The following is a 21863-nucleotide window of genomic DNA, read 5'->3' as shown; positions in this document are numbered from 1 at the left end:
GATGAATACTTATTTACGATACCGTACTGGATTGTCATGCCTGCGTTCCCTGTGCCTGCTGGTGTTGTGCCTGACTTCCTTTTTCACGCAGGCACAGCAAATTCAGAACTATCCGGTGCAAACCACGGCTTACTTTGCCGCTCCCTTCTCCCAGCGACTCTCCGACTATTTCTCCTCCGACAAACGACTCCTGGTCGACCTGCTGCTCAAGGACCTCACCAAGTCCACGGTTCAGGTTTACCTCAAATGGAGCATCGACGGGGTGGGCATCCGGGTCCAGTCAAGAGACACTTACCTGCCCCCCTCCTTCATCACCCTCCAGCGGGGCGTGGTCAACCGCCTGCGGGGCAGCGATCTGCAAGCTAACTACTTCAATCCGGCCGCCATCGAGACCCAGGGCATCGACCCCCGCTCGATCTACGCCATTGAGCTGCCCGAAGGCTTTTATACCCTCAAGGTGCAGGCCTTCGAAGCGGCCACGGGACAGGTGGTCTCCAATGTGAGTGAGACCTACATGGTGCTGGCTTACCCCCAGCCACCCATCCTCAACCTGCCCCTGGTGGGCAGTGAGGTGCCCGTCACCAGCCTCCAAAAGGTACCCATCAGCTGGGCACCCCGCCATTTTGCCTCCCCTACCACCCAGGCCGTTTATCACCTGCAGGTCTGTGAAGTGCCCGACGAGTTCGACCCCACCGAGCTGGTGATGCTCACCTGCACTGAACCCCGGCTGGACGTCACGGTGCCCACCACCAGCTACGCGGGCGACATCACCCAGTGGATCAAGCCCCTGGAGGTGGGCAAACGCTACGCCGTACAGGTGACGGTGAGTGATCTGAGTGGAGAGCTAACCAACTTTGTCAACCAGGGTCGGAGTCAGGTGAGCTGGTTTCGTTACGGCAAGGAGTGTGTTCCACCGGCGTTCTCGATCCAGTCGCTGGGCACGGATCGGGTGCAGCTGAGCTGGGCGCGAACGGAAGGGGCACAGGGCTATGTGGTGGAGTACAAGCTGGCGACTGCTGCCAACTGGCAGAGTCTGCCGGTGAGTGGGACCTCTCAGGTGATTGGGAGTCTGAACCCCACGGCAGATTATCTGTTTCGGATGCGGTCGGATTGTGGGGGTTCGGCTCCCTCGGCCGCCAGTGAGATCCAGAGTTGGAACATCCGGGATGAAGCGCCGGCTGTGGCACCCGAGTTACCGTTGGCGTTAACGAATCCGATTGGTATTCGTGTGCAGACGGGGGTGGATGGCCAGCTCCAGGTACCCACCAGTTTATCGGCCTTGTACAGCAACTATCCCCGGGCAGTCCAGCCGGGGGCCATCCAGTCGGGGACCGTCCAATCCGGCCCAGGTGGCAATACTGATCCGACGAGTAGTACCGCTATCAATGGGTCCTCTTCTACGAATGTAACCCCGACTCAAGGAGCAACTAATGAGCCTGGCTCGACGACGGGGAGCGTGGTAACGTCTGCTCAACCCGGCAGCTCGACCAGTTCTACAGGCACGACACCTACGGGTACGGGTTTGCCCCTATTGACACTGCCGTATTGTGCCATGCAGGCCAGCAGCTTTGCGGGCTGTGAGCTACCTCACCCGACGGTGGGTTTGCCCACGGGGGATCGGGAGCTGAGCAGCCTGAGCGTGGGGGATGTGCTGGGTATTTATGATTATGCGGTGTTTGTGACGAAGGTGGGCGGAGGTTCTCCCTTATCGGGGGAAGGGCTGGCGCGGTTGCCGTTTCTAAACGGGACGATGGTGCTGGTGGAGTTTTCGGGGGTGAGTGCCAAAGCGGGCGAGCCGGGCACCAATGGGGGCTGCGTGTATGCCATTTCCCCTACGGGCACCTCCATGCCGGGTTATTTTCGCATCAAGAGGGCGTCTCAGGCGGAGGTGCTGGCGGCCCAGCGGAGCCTGATTGCCAGTCTGGTCAGTAAGACGTCTACGGATTCGAGTAAGGCACTGGCTTTTGTGGGGACTTTAGGCGAAGCGTTGGCCAAGTATGACTCGGTAGTGGTGAGTTTGGGGCATCCCCAATCTCAGACGCTGAGCGTGGCCACCCGGCAAAGCCTGACTCAATACACGGCGGCTATTGCTCAGGGGAGCGAGTCGATCAAGAGTTCCTTCGAATCGGTGTATGAGGGTAGTCGCGATCCCTTGGTGGTTGGAATCCGGGATAGTTTGGCGGTGTTGATGAGTCAGGTCAATCAGGCGCTGACGGCCCTTCAGAGCGGGAGTAGGGTTCCGGCCTTATCGATCTTGACAGCTCGGTACGAGGCTTTGTTTGCTCAACTTAGCCAGCTCACCAATCCTACCACAACGACACCTGCCTCACCAGGCATCGCTCTGGCCAGGCTCGGTAACCTAACTGACAGTAGCGTGAAGCTGAGTTGGCAGGGGGACCCATCGTTCACCAAATATGTAGTGCATTATAAGCTGGAAGGTGGGGGCGAACTGCTCCAGATCGTGACGAGTCCAACTATCGAGTTGGTCAAGCTGAAAGCAGGGACTAATTACACCTACAGCATTGACGCTTACCAGGGTAGTACCCTGGTGAGTAGCTATGGTGGAACCCCCTTTACGACCTTAACCAAATCCATTGCTGCTCCTCAGAATCTGGCCTACACCGTTCAGGATGATCACACCGTCAAAATTACCTGGGACAAGAATAGCCAGCATCTGAACTATAAGTTGGTGTACACCGATGAATCAGGTGCGCAACGGACCGTTTACCCCTCCTCCAATGAGTATACCTTAAAGGGGTTGGCCTCGAATCAGGCCTATCCGTATGAGGTCATTGCGTATGGGAGTGAGAATTTGGTGAGTGATGCAGCCAGCAACAGTTTTCAGGTGGGCACGGTTTGTTCGGCGGGGATGTATGCTACGGCCCTGCGGGTGATTGAAGGCACTGAAGTGACCTTAACGGTGAGCGGTTGTCGGGATGCCGGTGGTAAAGAAGGTTTTGTAACCTGGACAGGAAAAGGATTACCCCAGACGTTCGGCACTACCCAGGTGTTTCGCCCCAGCGAAACGGCAACCTACACCAGTCATTGTCAGTTACAGGTGGATAATGGCAACGGGCCACAACCAGTTACCTGTTCTGACACTAAAACCATTACTGTTGATAAGGCCTGTACAGGCGTAGTGGCGAAGGTAAGTCCAACAACGATTGATCAGGGGCAGCCCATTGTTCTCCAGTCAACGGGCTGTGCCAGTGACATTCGTTGGGGCATAGGGTACCCGATTGATGCTGGCCTAGTCAGCACAAAGCAATCGGCTATCATCTACTCTACGGCCACTCAAAACAAGAGTCAAACCTACACCCTACTCTGTAAAGACCGTACTGGCACCTCCTGTCTGGTGAACGCCGGTACGGTTTATACAAAATGTGAATTTAAGCTGGGGGTTTCCAATCAAAGTAACGCAGATGATATATTAAGTAAACGGGGAAAAAAAGTAAGGGTTGAATCGACAGGTTGTCTTGGTGAAACCCTTTGGGACCGAGATAAAGGCAATGTTAATATTATCACAACCAAAGATGTTATCAAGGATATCTACTACGGAAATCCAGTAGTTCCAGGGGCTATAAACAACCAAATTATCTTTGAAAATATACGGCTAGGATTTACTGTAAACGCCCGTTGCAAGACTACTGGTTGTACTGCAAGCACGGGTTTTATTGAAGTTCCTCCTAATTCTCGTACATGCGAAGATTCATTTGTCATTAGAGAAAGTGGTGGTAGTTTATGGTTATATTCGAATTCGGCTAATGAGACTAGTAACGGTAAACCTGTCTGGAGATTGGTAAATAGTCCCTTCTTTATATGGGATGATATTGGAATATCTAAAAATCCGAGGGGCATTGGTTACCCAAAAATACCAACTGTTTTTTCTGCAAGCTATGAAGGTTGCAGAGTAGCCTATGTCTATCAACCTCCCACCAACTCTTCCTTTGCTACCCCTTTACCTTCAGTTCCTTGTATTGAGTTTACGGTTACAACTCCCGTTCCTGCTGTAATACCCTGGAATAGGTCAGAGGCCAAAGATGTCGTCCTTAAAGCTACTGGTTGCGCCATCTCCAACGAGTCGGGTACAATTACCTGGACCGATCACGATCAGCCTACCCCGATAATCGCTTCAGATAAGACGGGTTCCATCAAACGATCCTTCACCAAAGAAGGCGACTATCACTTCGACGCCAAATGTGAGTTGACTCAGGTGATTGCGACCGTAACGGTTAATGTCTCTAAAGGGAAAAAGCCACCCGTTGACTTTAAGGTTACACCGAAAGCCAGTGGCCTGATTTTAGCAGGTGGTGGCTCTGTGGATATACTCTTGCAATCCACTGGATGTACGGATGCTGACCCAGCTATACCCGATGGTACAGTGACCTGGCAAGACCCGAGCAAAGCCCAGGTTGCGGCCGTTCCAGGCAAAATAGGCAATACACATATCTCGCTTACAAAACCAGGCACCTACATCTATACGGCTACCTGTAGTTTAAACAATAGTACTTTGCCTGTAGAAGTCAAGGTTGCCGAACAGGCAATTCCTATTCCAATCGATCCCTGCAATTTTTATGTCTATACAAACTCGCAGGACAACTTCTTCCCGACTAATTCTTACAACAACATTGAGCTTACTGTTACTGGTGGAACCTCTATTCAAATCCTGCCAGAAAACGGAGCACCACCCATAACCAACATGGGGGGAGGGAAGTATACCGCATCCACTTCGTCAATTACGCAACCTACTGTATTCTCTTACCTGATTACGAATAATGGCTCGGGCGGTGGATGTACTACCCGGGTGGTTATCACCATGTATGATCCGGTTACGATCAATCATCGTTTTGTAGCTTCATCAGTAACTCCTCCTTCGACTGCCTATCGGGAGAGACCCAGTGGCAACTGCGCTTCTTATTATGCCGGATCAGGGGCGGCCACCTTTGGCATTCCCTGGAATGGGAATCAGTATCAGGTCGACAAAGTAAAACGAAATGGCCATCCTAATCTGGGGGTCTTTGCTATCTATTTAAGGAAGGCCGATGATGATAATCGTAGCCAATCTAATCTACCCGATCTGGTGGGTCTGGTGGACAAACAGTGTGACGCCCGAAAAGGCAGGTTACGGTTTTACACGGATTATAGTCGTTCAACGGAATTGCTTAATGGAGCGTCATTGACCCCCATCCTGCACGTAATAGTTCCCCGGCCAGAACGGAACACGACCTATTATGGGCGCTGTTTTTATGATGAAGGCTACTGTGATAGCGAAATCACACTGTCCACTAATATCAATGGTGGAGGACGAGAAGCAGCCTCTGAGGATAGCACATTGGCCGACGGAGCGCGGTTGACTGCAGCCGGTCCCTGCTACTATTCCAAACAGGCGGCCGTCAAAACCTTGCTGACCAATGTGCTTTGCGATAAGCTGAGTGTGGTTCAGGGTAGTGAAGCGGAGAAATTAGCCGCGATCAAAACTGCGCTTCAGCAACAGGGAATCGCTCTGGCCGATATTACCGATGCCATGGTGGCTAATCTGAAAGCTGGCGATTGTGCTAATGTAGTGAAGGCGTTGACCAATGTCCCCCCAAGTGCCGATGACATTCAGCTCGTCTCGGATCTGGAAAAGGTGATCAACAACGACTTAGTGAACGCACTGGTGAGCAATGCCCTGGAGGCTATTGCCGATGAGGACGTGATCGACACCGACTTTGTGGAGCGGGAAATCGAAACGTTTAAGCGTAAAAATGGGCTTCGGGTAGGCGATCCCAACGCCCGGCTGGCCGATCCGGGGACATGCCCCGAGTATTACTTCTCCCCGGCAGGTAAGCGCATTATTGTGCCGGGTGTGAAGGCCTGTACGGTCAGTATCAATGGGGTACTCATGCAGTTCAAACGAGGGGAGAAAACCTACATTCCGTTGTTTAGCCGAACCACACTGGCCTTTCTGGGCTATTACGAGCAGACGGCGTTTCTGGCTAAGGCCGAAAAAACGGTGGTCAATGGCAAACCCGTTGATATTGCCCCTAAGCCTGCGCTGACCGACTGGGTAAACGATATCGAGTACCCCAACGAAGAGACGGGTATTGCCCGCTACCGGGCGTTCATCGAGATCAACAAGACCAAACCGGGTGTCATTCTGGGTTACGATGAGGATACTTATAAACAGATTCTGGACATTCTGGCCCAGTTTCCCGATCTGCACTTCCAGACTGTTGAAGGCAATGGCTCGCCGTTCCTCTACGATATGGCCCGCCATCTGGCTCAGTTACAGACCTACAAAAAACAAAGCGATGATCGGCTGGCCGCATTAGTGGGCATTGTCAACAATCCGGCCTACGTCTGCTCGGTGGCCACTCCGCCAGCAGCCAATGCCGATCCAATTTGCAAGGTGTATAGCTGTGTCTACAACAGCAGCCTGAAAAACTCGGATCGGGACTTGTTGAATGCCCGCCTGGATCTGGACACCCGTAAAAAGCTGCTGACTTTACTGGCTCAATATAACCTGACCTCTGGCTGGGTACCGGTGGGCTGTGCCGTTTCGGCCGATGGGGAGGGAGCCATCCTGTCCTTGCTTAGTTCGACCCAGGAGAATGATCGAAAGGCCATCCTGGATCACATCTATGGCTCTTTAGTTCAGACCAGCTACTCGCCCCTGCAAGCCTTCATCACCAATCTGGATGGGGCCAACTTCGATGCCTTGATGAGTCTGCTGACCAGTTGGGTGAGCACATATTACCCCTCCTCGGAGTCCTGGTCTTCGATCCTCCAACGACAAGATCGGGCCAAGCGCAATATCCTGGTGCTGGGCAACTTCACCGATCGGTATAGCCTGTCGGCTCAGTACAATGCCAACCAAACCCTGCTCAGCTTTGAGGTGAGTATACGGTTATCGACCACGCAGCTTTTCAAGCGTAAGATTGATGCGCTAGATTATGTGGTGGTCAAATTCGCTCAGGATTATGCAGCGGGTAGCCAGCCCTTTGAAGCTGGTCGGGTTTATACCTTACCCGCCGTATTGGTCTACCAGATCATGAACGCCATGCAGCGCCAGACGCGGCTGGATTTGGCTAAGTATGGGGCCTATGGGGTGTTTGCCGCCTTAGGGGTGGGCGAAATCATGGCGGCTGAAACGGGTCTGGAGACTACCTTGGCCTTGCTGGACATGGGTGTGTTCGGTAGCGATATTGCCATTAACGAAGTGCTGGCAACGAAGTTGAATCAAACGGCAGATGGTCGAGCGTTTCTGGATAAATACAACAAGTATACTATGTTGTATGGGGTCACTCGGTTCTACGCTGAATTCACGAACCTCACCGCCGAGTTAAAAAGCCTGTCCAACAAACTCAATGATCCTGATGTCGACAAGCTGGTACTCAAACTGGAGAATCAGGCTTTAGTGGCTTGGTTGAGCAAGTATCCCAATCTGTTGAAAAAAGTGAGTGTGTTGGACGAAGCCACTCAAGAGGTGTTCAGGAGTTCGTTTGCCAAGGCCAGTGATCAAGCCTTAACGATTCTGGATGGGCATACGGCTTCAATTGATACTTGGCTGATTCATACCGATGAAGGGAAAGCACTTATTGGCGCCAATGCCGATATATGGACTAGCCAAATTCAGGCCCAGACTTTACTCAAACAAGCCCGGTATCAACAAGTCGCTGCTTTGTTGGGTAAGAGTTTATCGACACCCTACACATACAAAGGATATAACTATGTAGTAGAAGCGGGTAGTATCCCAGATTTAAAAGTATTGGATGATGCTATAGCTATTGCTGGAGACAATACCGACTTGGCTAAGATAGCGACGAATTTGAGCATTCCTCAAAGTATAGTTAGTGAGGTCAAGCAGCATTTCTTTGTGGGTGAGCATTTAGTGCCTTTAGAGGGTAGCTTAACGGTAGGTCGGTTTGAGCGAACGGCTGAAGACATTGCGCTCTGGAAAGCGGCTGCTGAACATGGCTTTACTAAAGACGTTACTTATATTATGGAAGGTTTTAAGTTTACAAAGCCTAAAGCAGAAGCTCAAGCTGATTTTATTCGCATAATAGCCCACGAGTACGTTGAAAGTAAGTTAATGAAAGAGGGGATTTCTTATAGGGGGTTATTAGGTAACACAGATGCGAATGCCTATAGTTTTGGCGCTCATGACTTAACAATCGGTGATAAGTCAGGCAACCCAGAATACATTTGGAAGAGTAGACTGTTATTTAATCAGGAACCTAGTCCCTTTAATGGAAACTTTACAAGGCTTGATCCAATTGTTAATGAAATTTTAACGAAAGTGAAATGAAAATAAGCTATAATAAGACTGCCTTTGACCGTGTTAATGGATTGCCTAACCCAGATCGACAAAAAATTTCGCTAATAAGTGAGAAATTACTTTTAAAAGAAAACTTAAGAATGCTATATGAAATAAATGTCAAATTAAACGAAGAGTTAAACGAAGAGGCTTTTAACTTTAATATATTGGATAGAATATTTAACAATATTTTTATTGAAAGTGATGTGTTGGATATAATTGAAAGCAATTGGAAAAATAAAAGTTTTATATATGGCCATTATGGCTATACATATATTAAAATGTTTCTTGGATGGTATCTTGTTTCAGAAGACCCTAAAATTAAAAAGTTAAATGTTCACAATCCCTATGAGTATTCTATTAGGATACTTGAAAGAGGCTTTTCTATCGATCAAGAGCGCCATCCGATTATGTATCGAATAGGTCTAGGAGATACGTTATCTGCCAATCTTCAAAAATATGCACAGGAACTACCTTATATTACTTCTACAGATGATGATTATTTAGATGCCATTGATTCCTATTACTTACAATATAAAACGCTCCCTCCTTGGCTAGGGGAAGATAACCAACGAGGATTTGTGAAGTAATATTCAGCAAAGCGATGATCGGCAGGCCGCATTAGTGGGCATTGTCAACAATCCGGCTTATGTCTGTCCAGTTGCCACTCCGCCAGAGGCCGGTGCCGATCTAATTTGCAAGGTGTATAGCTGTGTCTACAACAGCAGCCTGAAAAACTCAGATCGGGACCTGTTGAATGCCCGCCTGGATCTGGATACCCGTAAAAAACTGCTGAGGCTACTGGCGCAATATAACCTCACCTCAGGCACCCTGCCGGGTGGGTGCAGCTTTGCCGCTGATGGCGAAGGAACAGTTATTTCGCTGATTAAAACGAGCCAGGCAACTTTTTCGGCGACCGAAAGGCCATTCTGGATTATCTGATTCAGCCCAATCAAGGACCTGCCAACTCAACCCTGTTAACGACCTTTTGTCAGAAGATTGACAACCTGACCAACGCTAATTTTGCCAACCTGATTGCCGTCATTTCGCAACTGGCGATAGCTTCCAGGCCCCGGACACAACCCTTTGATCTCCAAACGGCGGTGGCTCAGAAACGCTTCATTCACCTCAATGATAACTGGTTGGGTACCATCAATAGCCAATCGTTGGGATCTGATGGGCAGGTAAGTTTATCAGCCCGCCAGTTCATTACGGGTAGTAATTCCACCTACAAGGTTACGACCAACCCGTATGAGTATCTGCTGGTCTCGTTTGAAAACGACTTTCAAGTAAGTGGGTCTGGCTTTGCGAAGGGCGAAGCGTATGTGTTACCCGCCCTATACGTGTATTCGTTATTTCACCAATCGACGATCAACAAATGGAAAACCAGCGCCGAAGTGGACGTGATGGCAGGGTTAAGTTTAGTGGGAGTGGGGGAAATCGCGGCCGCAGTGGAAAGTGGTTCAACGGCAGGTTTTGTGGTGGGGGCCATTGATCTAGGTTTAGGGATGGGAGATATTGTGCTGAGCACGGCTTTCAAGAACGAGGTGGCCAATGTGTATCCTGCTCTGGCTGCTAACTGGAGCAAGCTGTCGTTGTGTTGGGGCATTGGCCGCTTGAGTAGTGTAGGCTTGAAGGCGATCTTTAAGCAGACGTATGTAGAGAGTGAGCTAGCGCGATTTGATGTCCGACTTTCTGATAATGCCCAACAGACAGCGAGCAAACTCAAGACTCAACTAAATCAGCATCCCGAGCAGTACGCTGAATTTTTGGATGAGATTGATGCTTTTGAAGAGCAAGTACGCTTAGTCAAAGCTAACCCCTTTCTAGAGGGCAGAAAAATAGACGCGGATGCGGTAAATTATGCTTTTGCAGAAAGGTAGGGCTTACCACCTCATAAACCTCATACACTGGTAGAGGATTTAAAGGCAGTCGCTGCACAAGAGATGTATTGTATTGAATATCGAACCCAGCCTGGGCCAGGTAATTTCCTGGCCGATAAGATATTTTCCACAGAAGCTGAAGCCAGAGAGCAATTGGCCTTGATATGGGATTTTAAAAAGTCTCATGATTTAGTTTTAAGGAAGTACACAATCAGGAAAGATTTTGTGTATCGCAGAAGCCTGATTGGCCCTCAATATGACAAGACTATTGAACGAACTTATCAAGGCGTAGCTATTCAGTTCGAAATACCTGACGAAGTAAAAAAGAACTGGACAGATTATTTTATTAAGCAAGATGAAAATGCAGATAAAGTACGAGAATACATAAACGAATTAAAATGAGAATGAAAGACTTTACAGAGGTTGCAATAGTCAATGGAGTAAGATACAGATTTATTGATATTAACTTTGAAGATAAAAACGACAAAAATCCTGCAAGAAATTCTTCTAATTGGGAAGTAATTCAATGGGTATATGAAGGAAAAATCGTCGAAATAGTATTTTCTAAAGGCACTCTATTGAGGGCAGTCCCCGATGAAAAACATGAGAAAATTTTGGTAGTTTATGAAAGAAATAAATTCTATGCTGCCCCTTCAAATGCAGTTATTTATTTTGCTAACGGAAGTGTTTATAAGATTCTGACGCCACCTATTTTAATAGGAAATTTGGCTTCTAAATATGATAGAGTAATTAAAGGGAGTTATTTTGGAGGTTTATATCCTAGTTGGTTCATAAATAGTAAAACAGAAAAAGTGATTGGAATTGCGATAATGTTTCCACCAGGGTATCAAAATATATATGGAGATTTTTTCGAGGTTCGGGAAATTAACCTTGAAACCGGTGAATTTGGTGAAGTGCTGCAAGATGGGGCTGTATAAGGCCAACTAATATAAAATATGAGCTTATAATGTTCTGCAAACGGCGGGCAAGCTCAAGGCACAACTGGATGCGCATCCAGAACAGTTTGCCGAGTTTATTGATGAGATTGATTTCTTAAGCAACGAACTGAGCCTGCTGAAAGCCAATTCCTGGGTGAAAGGGCGAAAGATGAGTTCAGAGGCTATTAATATCGACTTTGCACCAACAGGTCAATACCCACCGTATAAATTTGGAACGACGGTGGAAGATGTGGGATATGATGTTGGGGATAAATTATATTGTGTTGAGTTTTTAGATGCCACAGCAGTGGGTAAGCTTGACGGACCCGGGGCATGGATGGGCCAGCAATTGTTTGCTAATGAGTCTGAGGCTAGAGAAGCGTTTTCACTATTACCTGAATTTAAGCCTGAAAGCCAGTCACTTGTAATCCGGGAATATATAGTTAAACAGCCCATCAAAGCTCGTGTAGGTGTGGCAGGACCGCTAACTAGCCCTTCTAATGGTCACGCCTATTCAGGAGGAGAGATTCAAATTCAGTTGTTGGATAAAGTTAATTACTCCCCTACTTGGAAAGGGTATTTTGTTGAACAACCGGTGCTTAATGGAATACGAGCTTACGTAAAAAAGCTTTAAGAACTTGCAAGAAAAAGCTTATGAATCTACAAAAAATTGCAGTAGAGAATGGGATAGAGTATTCTACTATTGAAATACATTCTTGGGATGATGCAGCTAAAAATCCTGCTGGTTATAGATCTAATTGGGAACGAATAGAATGGGCATATAACCAAAAAAAAAGAAGCGTAAAGTTTGACAAGGGTACCTTAATTCGTGATGTAGTGAGTTTTGATGGTCAGTACTTAGTGTTACTGTTTCAAGAAAACACACCATTCCCTGAGCCGTGCAATCTAGTAGTGTATACTTTGGAAGGCCAAATTCATAAAATCGTTTGTGCTCCCTACATGGTCAGCCAGGAAGTGATACGCTATCATCAAGGAAACGCAACTGTACAGGGACGGTTTGTAGGGGTTGCTAATAAAAAAAGAACTGATGGTACTCAAACAATGCTCGTAGGCATTCAGGATACGATAGAATACGATAATACAGGAGCCTTTTATTTTGAAGGTCGAGAGTTTAATCCTGAAATGGGTAAAATTGGTGAGCTGATCGAGGTGTCATTACCGTTGCGATAGACTGGATTGGTCTGCACTTCCAGACTGTTGAAGGCAATGGCTCACCGTTCCTCTACGATATGGCCCGCCATCTGGCTCAGTTGCAGACCTACAAAAAACAAAGTGATGATCGGCTGGCCGCATTAGTGGGCATTGTCAACAATCCGGCCTACGTCTGCTCGGTGGCCACTCCGCCAGGGGCCGGTGCTGATCCAATTTGCAAGGTGTATAGCTGTGTCTACAACAGCAGCCTGAAAAACTCGGATCGGGACTTGTTGAATGCCCGCCTGGATCTGGACACGCGTAAAAAGCTACTGACCTTACTGGCTGAAGGAAACCTGACCTCTGGCTGGGTGCCGGTGGGCTGTGCCGTTTCGGCCGATGGGGAGGGAGCCATCCTGGATCATATCTATGGCTCATTGGTTCACACCAGCTACTCGCCCCTGCAAGCCTTCATCATCAATCTAGATGGGCGAGGTACTGAGGCAGTATTATGATCCGACCGATGCCATTCGGCAGAAATCCGAGAGATGGATTGCCCGTAGCACCCGAATTAGCAGTAAGAACAACTATTTGCAGGATGGCAAGGACTTTGAGAATCAGATATTAGAAGACCTCAAGGATACGAATAGTGCGGTTTACCAGAAACTCAAAAAGGATTGGGTAACTGATCTGGATGATCGTCAGATTCTGAGTCAAGTACAGTTCTGTCTGGATGCCGGAGCCAGTAGCTGTACCCAAAAAGGGGGTAAGAACAGATCCCGTTCAAATTGATGGACTTTCGGTCAATTGTCGTCTAGTTAAAGTCAGTAGGTAGAAACTATTGATACCTGCTCCTAGGTAGGCTATATGAGTAACCCAAAATCCAACCTCTTTCTTTATTTTTAATATACCAACACCTGCAAGTAGGCTGCTGTCACTGGTTAACTCTTCTGCATAATAAACTAACATCCAGATCGCGACAAGCCCAAAGATTGACGATAAAATGGCGACTGTGGCTCCAGCTTTATAATTCTTAAGGAATGTTGCTCCAAACCCAACCAAGCCCAATAAACACGACAAAAGGGTGACTATGTTTGGAGGAAATCCTTCTTCTAAAACAGTTTTGGACGGTTCTGGAGAAGGGTGATTGTTGGGTGTGAAAAATTGCTGGCTAGTTATCTGCCTAATAATCGGTGCAGTGAACGGCTCTTTATTGATTGGCTGTACTTGCCTAGGTGAAGGCTGGTTTTTCTTCCATTCCTTAAAAATAGGCCCCCAAAAAGGATGCTTACTGACTTTATTGTTTACTTGTTCGGCAGACAAGCCCGTTATCAATTCTACGCCTGTCAGTTTGATGACTCGTGTATTTTGACAGGAAACCGAGAGAAAAGGAAGAACAAAACCAAGCAGTCCTATTAAATAAGCAGTAGTACTAATGCGCTGGTGTAATAACAGTTGTACCATCAGTTAGATAAGTTCAGCATCTTCATACATGAATTGATCTCTGAACAATGCGAATAAATTCATGCCCAGGGTGCAGCATAAACATAGTAACACCAGGTAAAAACCAATTTCGCGTTTAACAACCAAGGCACCAGTTAAATAGGTAGCTGAAGCAAGCTGTGTAAATTGCTGAGGAGTGAGTAGTGTAGCAATTAGTGCAATAAGACTTAGAAGTGTACCAATATATTGCGAGGTTGTGTAATCATTTAATAAGATGATCCCAATACCTAATAGACAGGTAACCATCAAAATGATAGCATACCGATTGGCTGGAGAATGATCCGATGGATCTGCGGGAACTGGCTTAATTGCATCTTTCACGTCAAAACCAGCACGTTCAACCTCATTATCGGGAGTCCTCATCAGTAATTTCTCCAGGTTGATAAATGTTTTTTCATCTAACTCACGAATTGTTTTAACCTCAACACCTATTAGAAGGTCAATGCCACCCAAGGTGATGATCTTTTGGTTATCACAGGAGATTGTTAGGAAAGGCAATAATAGAAAAATGGCGGCTAAACCAAAGCCGCCTGCAGTGAATCGCTGAATTTTGGTAAACAAACTCATAATGCTATAACTATAAAAGGAAAACAAGGTAGTTGATCGAAAAAAGCACGATTCCTATGACAATGAACACATTACAGACCAAGTTGTACAGGAGGTTGTACTTGAGTGTCCTTATACCCTCCTCAAGTTTTTGACTCGATTGAGTTTTCCAATACAACCTTAAACTCAATCCTGAACGAAGCAGGATTAAAGACGGAATGAACCCTGCGCAAAAGCCAACCCAAACGACGAACCAACTATAGTCTGAATGAACCGGAATTGTGAATAGCCATAGGAGGGTGCCGTCAAATCGAGTTTTATATGTTAGGTCGGCAAACCGAATCAGTGAATAGCCAATAGCCGTATTTAGGAACAAGCCTACAAAGCCCAGGCGTATGGCTGCTTTGCCAAGAGTCAATATGAATTGATCAAAATCTTCAGTAATCGATAATTCCTGGGACAATCGGAGGTAATCTCGTTGGTCAATAAGTTTCATTAAGCATCGATCTATTTTAATTCGGCCAAAAAGTCCAGGATTCTCACCGCCAAAATCAGACCCACAAAGGCCAGTAGGGCAGAGGCTATCTGATAAAAGTCATAATGTTTAACCAAGTGACGGATAGACCTGTTGAACGATTGACTATCAGCTGTTTTATACGCCTTATTTATTAATAATGAAAACCGTAGACTATGAAGGTAGGGTACAATCAGAATAGCAATCGGGATCAACGAGCTAAGAACTAAAAGCCCACCGCGGTTTGCGAAGAAGTAGAAGTATCGATTCGTAGCCGCATCCGGGTCAATATTTTTTAGGAGAGCACCACTAGCTGATATATTAAATTGAGATACTGCGTTGCCAATTACATCAGACTGCATAGCATCATGGATGACGAACACAGCTAAGCAGAAGAGTATACTTATAACCATAGCAATTATTCCTAATCGTGCGCTGATACGAAGAATCAAGGCAATTTGGTCTATCTCAAATAATAGGCCGGGTGTAAGTAACTGATGATTGTCTACAGGTAATGGTGGGGGCTCTATTTCGTTGAGAGCAGATGAATCGTAAGACTCCATTTTTAGTTATTTTTGCAAAATTAAATTATATTTATTAATATATAAAAAATATTAAATAGTTATATGTGTAGCTAAGCTGTACTCTGTGATGGTGTTAAAGCCGCTTCTTTGCAAGATTTGGTGAATGGCTTTCTTCATTTTCTTATAGGTCGCATACCCAATTACTTGAAGGGTCGCGTTCTTATTAGATAGTGTAATGTCTTTAAAATCAAACCACAATAAAAATTATTATAATTATGTTGACTATTTGTGTACTAAATAGTCATCTCTTTCGTCTAATAACTTATTTGTAGGATTAGATTCCCTCTGATTCTCTTTTGACTGGTTCAACTGCTTTACAGCCATCCGCCGAATAAGTTTACTATGACGAGACTACTACAACTGGTTTTAATAATTGGGCTTTTATCTATAGTCAAGCCAACTGGGGCAGTATCCGCTATAGTTAATCCTACTAATCGACCCATATTGGCCCCAGTCAGCCAGCCTACCCAGGCTCAGATTGATGCCGCAGCCAGTGAAGCGCAAAGTCAGGGGCGTGTCATCAACATTACACCCGGTGGCATTACTATTCCCGCTGCCTTACAGGAAGTAGCTAGCTTACCCGTTACATTTCGGTCGACCATTGGCAACTGGAATTACGACATCACGGTGCTTTCTATGAGTTTTACCCCCACGGGTTCGGTGCTCTCCATGGGCTGTCGGTTCTACTTGCCGGGTTCAACAACCAGTACCAGTCTGTATTTTGGTGCTAACGATATTGCCGTATCGGGCAAGAGTGGGTTCAATGGCGATTTGCCCATTCTGGAAAGCCTGTTGAGTGATGCCAAGAGCAATGAGCTGGATGACCCAGCTGGAAAACTGGGCGGCCAAACTAAATTCGTGGAGTTTCCAGTGCCTGCCTTTCAGGGGAAGGCCTGGGTGGGCCTGGGCAAAGACACTAAACTAAGTTTCACCTGTGGCGAGTTTAAAAAGTTCTCCTTGTCGGGCTTTCTCAAAGTTTACGATCTGGTGGAGCGGGAAGACCCGGCAGGCCAGTCGCTTACTGATGGTAAACCACTGCTATTCTTCTGGGGAACTAAAGATGTCTTCGACTGGCAGGATATGTACTTTCCGGTTACGGCTTCGCGCGGATTTCATTCGGCCAATGCGGATGATATTGGGTTCCATCCGACCGATAAAACGAATGCCCTTCTTGACTTAAGCACCTATCAAAGTCCCGCCAACCTGCCCGACTGTGGCGGAGGAAGTTTGGGGGACAGCTGGCAGGGAATTCAATTCGATGCCTTTGCCATTCGGTTACCTAAACTCTTTAAACTCCGTAATCCACACACGTTGATGGGGCAGGGAACGAATCTGTTTTTATCACCCAATGGGGTCATAGGGACGGTGACAGCCGACAAGGTTTTTGCTCTGGAAGAGGGTTATACGGACGAGATTAACAAATTTGACTTATCGCTGGATCAGGTAACGGCTAACTTTAGCTGTGGGGCATCGGCCAGTATTAGTATGTCGGGTCGATTCCGACTCGGTACGTGCGGAACGGGTGCCGAAAAAGCCAAAGAACTGTATTATAACGTTGTTTATACCGAACAGGATCGGCTTTACCAGGTGCTCATTAAAGAAAGTGCCACGGATCGGTTCAAGAATAATGGGTTGACTTTATCGACAGGCTCCACCCTGAGTTTATCGATCCAGAACGAAAGCTTTGTGTTTCAGACGGCTTTACCCGCTAAGCCTCGCCTGAGCACACCCGCTTACAACAATAGCATTTGCGTAAATTACCCGACTACACTTACGGTGAGTAACTGCGAGTCTATTAGCAGCAAGTGGTCGACTGGCGAGGCCGACAAAGGCACGGTTACAATTAATCCTAAAGCTACTACCACCTACAAGATCAATTGCTTCGATAAGTACTGCATCAATGAAGATTCGGACGATTTGACGATAACCGTTTATGAGTCGCTTCCACAGCCTACGCTGACGAGTACTAGCCTGGCGTTTTGTACGTACCAAAATGCATCGCTGAGGGCGGATCAGTGCGTGGGTAAACTGGAATGGCAAACGCCTGATAATACTACGTTTCGAGAGCTAAGTTCCAATCAGCAAACGGCTTATTTTCCGGGCCAGGCAGCCACAGCTACTTTTGCCTATACCGTGCGTTGCAATTTAAACACCTGCCTGAGTCCAGAGAAACCCCTTTCGCTGACGGTTTATCCGGAGCCCAAAGCCCCTTCGCTCTGGTCAAGTGCCACCAATAACACCATCGACCGGAATAATAGCGTAACGATCAGCGGCTCCTGTTTAGATAATAACAGTATTGTCTGGGACAATCTGCCCCAGGCCACGGTTAAGTTGGCTTCCTCGACGACCTATTCTGCCTACTGCAAAAATCCGGGGACTGGGTGCCAGACACAAAGCCATAGTAGCATTGGCATTAACGTACTTTATTTCCCTCCGGCTGGGCCTTCACCTGTTACGTTTGGCTCCGTCGGTACGAATTACCTCACCGTCAACTGGCGGGATAATTCAGATAATGAGGATGGATTTTGGGTCTATCGGGATACGTCACCAGCATTCAGCAATTCTGTTCGTGTCGGTGATGTGGGGGCTAATGTCACCTCATTTATTGATTATAATTTGGCCGAAGGGGCCACGTATTATTATCGGATCATATCCCATAACCGGTATGATAATGGGTATTCCGAAGTTGCTTCCCGCGCTACGGGTATAACACCCGATAAGCCTATTCTGACGGCTTCCAGCACAAACATCGAGCGCGGGTCGAACAGTAACGTAAGTGGCTACTGCCGAATTGGTACACTAATCTGGGTCACTCCATCGACCTTTTCGGGAGGAAGCTATACGCAAACCGATGCAACGACCTATACGGCTAAATGCTCGTCAGGCGGTATTGAAAGCGGGGCGTCCTATTTAACCGTGACTGTATTTGTCAAGCCTGTTGTCATTCCTTGCTCAACACCCGGCAAACCGATTGTTTTCCTCAACGGGCAGGGCCAGGATGTGACCATCACAAAAGGGGAGTCGGTGCAGGTGAGTGCCTCCTGTCCACCGGGTAGCAGTTTGATGTGGACCCAAGGCACTGATGGAAACGGGTCGAATCTGGCCCCCACGGGTAACACCTATTATGCAGCCAAATGTAAAAGTGATAATGGAGATTGCCAGAGTGAGGAGGGCGGGCGTGTGGTCTGGGTCAATGATAAGGTAGCCCCCCCGGGCCCAGAATGTGCACCCCCTGGCAAACCGGTGGTGTACCTCAACGGGCAGGGCCAGGATGTGACTATCACCAAAGGGGAGTCAGTGCAGGTGAGTGCTTCCTGTCCACCAGGCAGTAGTGTGGTATGGACCCAGGGCACTGATGGCAATGGCTCTAACTTATCGCCCACGGGCAACACCTATTATGCGGCCAAGTGTAAAAATGATAATGGGGGTTGCCAGAGTGAAGAGGGCGGGCGTGTGGTCTGGGTCAAGGACAAGGTAGCCCCCCCGGGCCCAGACTGTACACAACCGGGCAAACCGGTTGTGTACCTCAACGGGCAGAATCAGGACGTGACCATCATCAAAGGAGAGTCAGTGCAGGTGAGTGCTTCTTGTCCATCGGGCAGTAATGTGGTTTGGACGCAGGGGACTGACGGAAATGGGTCTAACCTGTCACCTACAGGCAACACTTACTATGCGGCCAAGTGTAAGCAGGATGCATGTCTGAGCGAAGAGGGTGGACGAGTGGTCTGGGTCAAAGACAATCCTGATGATTGTATACCACCTGGTAAACCTGTAGTTTATATCAATGGGCGGAATCAGGATATCACCATTACCAAAGGGGAGTCGGTACAAGTAAGCGCTTCCTGTCCACCGGGCAGTAGTGTGGTGTGGACCCGAGGTACCGATGGAAATGGATCGAATCTCTCCCCCACAGGAGACACGTACTATGCGACCAAATGTAAAAATGATAAAGGAGGGTGTCTGGGTGAGGAAGGAGGTCAGGTTGTGCGGGTCAAGACTGACGAGTGTACACCTCCATCCGCACCTGTGGTTTATCTCAATGGCCAGGCTCAGGAGATAACCATCAATAAGGGAGCTTCAGTGAATGTGAGTGCCTCCTGTCCACCGGGCAGTAGTGTGGTGTGGACCCAGGGCACTGATGGCAGCTCGAACCTGTCGCCTACGGGAGATACCTATTATGCCGCCCGGTGTCAGAGTGATAACGGAGGGTGTCAGAGTGGGGAGGGTGGCCAGATTGTGCGGGTCAAAACCGAGGATACTATAGATATACTCACATACACAGGCCAACAGGTACTTTGCAACGGAGAGTCGTCTACGCCCCGAAGCTTTGCAGGGTGTGAGGGAGGATCGGTAAGAGTATTACTAGTGCAAAATGGAGAACTCTATACAACTGATGGCTTGGTGCCAGATAAGGAGTATGCTGCTATTTGCGCTAAAGCTGGAAGAGGAGATGTAAGTCGAACCACTTTCGGAATATCGTCGGGAAGAGCACCAGCTAACTTAGTCATAAATGAGAATGCAAATGGATCTACGGTTACGCTGACAGCTAGTTCGTCAGGAGTAAAAAGTTATAAATGGAGTACGGGTGCGACTGATGCCAGCATTAGTGTGTCTACAGATAACACATATTCAGTTACGGCATATAGTGATTATTCTCAGCAGGGATGCACTGCTTCTGTCAGCAAATCAGTTACGATTAGGAAGCCGAGCCAGGAACCCGTTACTCCCGCGATCTCGTCTCTAGGAACAACTGTTTGTGAGAATAAGGATTCAGGACTCACCTTATCCGTTACCAATTGTAACGGCACACTGTCTTGGAGTACAGGGAAAACAACCCAATCGATTACGGTTTACACAGCTGGAAAATATACTGCCTATTGCACACTCGAAGGAAAGACTGTTCAATCAGATATAATAATTTCTAACAACGTCCCAAAAATTGAGATCATGCCTCCCGCCCCCCCAACCTCAACTCGCTTACAAATAAGAAGTATAGATGGATGCACAAACGGAATCAAATGGACCCGAATGGAAAACGGAAGAGTAATCAATCTTACCAGTAGTAATCCAAGCTATATTGATATTAGAGCAAGTGATTATGGGCAATATGAAGCTACCTGTTCTAATGAGTGTGGCAGTAGTAGCACTACCTATACTGTTAGGCCCTAAAGATAAAACGCTCTATTATTTTAACTGGCTAACCTGATTCTGATAACGCTGCGTGTCAATATGGGCTTCCTTCGCAATGCTTAGTCTCCGCTGAGCACTGCGAAGAGCCTCGGCCTTCTGCTCCATTTTCTGATACGCTATGGCTAATTCGTAATGGATATCAGCAGTCTGTTTGGTGTTTTGTTGGTCAGGCTTTACGGTTTTTAGACCATCGGTTGCCCAGACCGGCATCTCGGGGAGGTAAGTTTTGTCAGTAGCTTTCTCATTGAAATAATGCATCAGGTAGGCATAATCAGCTACCCCAATAGCTGCATTCTCCCGGCGATACTCATTGAAGCGTTGCACGGCACCTTGCGTGCTATTTGCACGTAGGTGCGCATCCAACTCTTTCAGTAATGTGCGTGAGGCTGCTTCGTTGGCGGGTACACCCAGGCCAACCATGTAGGCGCGCATCTGCACAATTTTCTGGGCCGGGTACTGATCGCCCCTGGCTCCGTATAACGAGCGAAAAATGATGCCTTCGCCCGCTTCTTTCACATCTTTAACCGGATGGGTAGCAGTGAATTCGCTTAGGTGAGAAAAGAAATAAACGGCGGTCGGGTTATCAATGTCATCAATCAGCCGTTGCAAACAATAGAAACCAACCGGGCTTTTGATCTGGTCGGGTAGTTGTAGGGTCTTGCCTAACGCATCGCTGATCTCGTGGAGCCGTTGGTTGTCTTTTCGGACTTTACAATATTTCCCATAATTGATTAAAAACGCTAACTCCCGATCACCTGCTTCGAACCGGCTTGGGTAGCTCGATGTGCGTTGAGCTGGGTTAAGCGCCGTGCGACCCGCAGAAATAACTTCCTCAATAAACGCAGTTTTGGTGGTCTGTTCGGCGGGCATACCTACATGAAGCAGATTGCCTTCGGCATCAAAGAAGAGAAATAAGGGGAACTCTGGATAGGTGATGTCTTTGGTTTTTTGAAGGGCCACCGACTCCGGCGCATTAGCCTCTACTTTCCAACTGATAAAATTTGCGTTGAAGAAATCGCCGACTGGTTTTTCGGTCAATATTGGGGCCAGCGCTTCGCAATGCGGACAACCTGTTAAATAGACTTCTACAAAAAGAGGCTTATGGGCTGCCTTAGCGGCTGCTGTGGCTGAGGCAAATGGACCCGATAGAAAGTGAATGCCCGACTTAGTCGTAGCTGGTTGCGCATAGATAAGTCCGGAGGTGTTGATCAGCGTCGCTAGGCTGAAAATGAGTACCCGTAATAACATTAGCTT

15 protein-coding genes are annotated in these 21863 nt (G+C 47.6%); 11 read left to right on the top strand and 4 right to left on the bottom strand.

The window, feature by feature from the left end; genetic code table 11:
• Window position 1 precedes the first annotated feature (1 nt).
• The 10 genes from ACYVGO_RS13365 to ACYVGO_RS13320 all read left to right on the top strand — a co-directional run bounded on the left by ACYVGO_RS13365 (window position 2) and on the right by ACYVGO_RS13320 (window position 13064).
• Complete coding sequence (locus ACYVGO_RS13365; protein WP_460969682.1) at window positions 2-8290, top strand: hypothetical protein; 8289 nt, start codon at window positions 2-4, stop codon at window positions 8288-8290.
• Window positions 8287-8889, top strand: a complete 603-nt coding sequence (locus ACYVGO_RS13360; protein ID WP_460969681.1) for a hypothetical protein — start codon at window positions 8287-8289, stop codon at window positions 8887-8889. The genes ACYVGO_RS13365 and ACYVGO_RS13360 overlap by 4 nt, the downstream gene beginning before the upstream one ends.
• A 34-nt stretch (window positions 8890-8923) precedes the next feature.
• Complete coding sequence (locus ACYVGO_RS13355) at window positions 8924-9241, top strand: hypothetical protein (RefSeq protein ID WP_460969680.1); 318 nt, start codon at window positions 8924-8926, stop codon at window positions 9239-9241.
• Between the two features lie 161 nt (window positions 9242-9402).
• Window positions 9403-10182 carry a hypothetical protein gene (locus tag ACYVGO_RS13350; protein ID WP_460969679.1) on the top strand — a complete coding sequence of 260 codons (780 nt, stop codon included), beginning with the start codon at window positions 9403-9405 and terminating at the stop codon, window positions 10180-10182.
• Window positions 10183-10245: 63 nt separating this feature from the next.
• Window positions 10246-10584, top strand: coding sequence for a hypothetical protein (locus ACYVGO_RS13345; protein ID WP_460969678.1), 339 nt, complete (start codon window positions 10246-10248; stop codon window positions 10582-10584).
• A gap of 2 nt (window positions 10585-10586) precedes the next feature.
• A complete protein-coding gene (locus ACYVGO_RS13340) occupies window positions 10587-11120 on the top strand; it encodes a hypothetical protein (RefSeq protein ID WP_460969677.1) in 534 nt (177 codons plus the stop codon).
• A gap of 169 nt (window positions 11121-11289) precedes the next feature.
• Window positions 11290-11754 carry a hypothetical protein gene (locus ACYVGO_RS13335; RefSeq protein ID WP_460969676.1) on the top strand — a complete coding sequence of 155 codons (465 nt, stop codon included), beginning with the start codon at window positions 11290-11292 and terminating at the stop codon, window positions 11752-11754.
• Between the two features lie 20 nt (window positions 11755-11774).
• On the top strand, window positions 11775-12311 hold the full coding sequence (locus ACYVGO_RS13330; RefSeq protein ID WP_460969675.1) for a hypothetical protein: 537 nt from the start codon (window positions 11775-11777) through the stop codon (window positions 12309-12311).
• Between the two features lie 59 nt (window positions 12312-12370).
• Window positions 12371-12787 (top strand): hypothetical protein, encoded by a 417-nt coding sequence (locus ACYVGO_RS13325; RefSeq protein ID WP_460969674.1) that lies wholly within the window; start codon window positions 12371-12373, stop codon window positions 12785-12787.
• Entirely contained in the window at window positions 12759-13064 is a 306-nt protein-coding gene (locus ACYVGO_RS13320) for a hypothetical protein (protein WP_460969673.1), read from the top strand. The genes ACYVGO_RS13325 and ACYVGO_RS13320 overlap by 29 nt, the downstream gene beginning before the upstream one ends.
• On the opposite strand, the gene ACYVGO_RS13315 is transcribed toward ACYVGO_RS13320, so the two are convergent.
• The 3 genes from ACYVGO_RS13315 to ACYVGO_RS13305 all read right to left on the bottom strand — a co-directional run bounded on the left by ACYVGO_RS13315 (window position 13056) and on the right by ACYVGO_RS13305 (window position 15398).
• Window positions 13056-13736: a hypothetical protein gene (locus ACYVGO_RS13315; protein WP_460969672.1), complete on the bottom strand. Its 681-nt coding sequence runs from the start codon at window positions 13734-13736 to the stop codon at window positions 13056-13058. The genes ACYVGO_RS13320 and ACYVGO_RS13315 overlap by 9 nt on opposite strands.
• A 3-nt stretch (window positions 13737-13739) precedes the next feature.
• Window positions 13740-14342, bottom strand: a complete 603-nt coding sequence (locus ACYVGO_RS13310) for a hypothetical protein (RefSeq protein ID WP_460969671.1) — start codon at window positions 14340-14342, stop codon at window positions 13740-13742.
• Window positions 14343-14828: 486 nt separating this feature from the next.
• Complete coding sequence (locus tag ACYVGO_RS13305) at window positions 14829-15398, bottom strand: hypothetical protein (RefSeq protein WP_460969670.1); 570 nt, start codon at window positions 15396-15398, stop codon at window positions 14829-14831.
• Between the two features lie 363 nt (window positions 15399-15761).
• On the opposite strand from ACYVGO_RS13305, the gene ACYVGO_RS13300 reads away from it, so the two are divergent.
• Window positions 15762-20588 (top strand): fibronectin type III domain-containing protein, encoded by a 4827-nt coding sequence (locus ACYVGO_RS13300; protein ID WP_460969669.1) that lies wholly within the window; start codon window positions 15762-15764, stop codon window positions 20586-20588.
• Between the two features lie 15 nt (window positions 20589-20603).
• On the opposite strand, the gene ACYVGO_RS13295 is transcribed toward ACYVGO_RS13300, so the two are convergent.
• Window positions 20604-21857, bottom strand: coding sequence for a hypothetical protein (locus tag ACYVGO_RS13295; RefSeq protein ID WP_460969668.1), 1254 nt, complete (start codon window positions 21855-21857; stop codon window positions 20604-20606).
• Between the last annotated feature and the right edge of the window lie 6 nt (window positions 21858-21863).

This window comes from Spirosoma migulaei (assembly GCF_054776855.1).
This window is presented reverse-complemented; position numbering and strand designations above follow the sequence as displayed.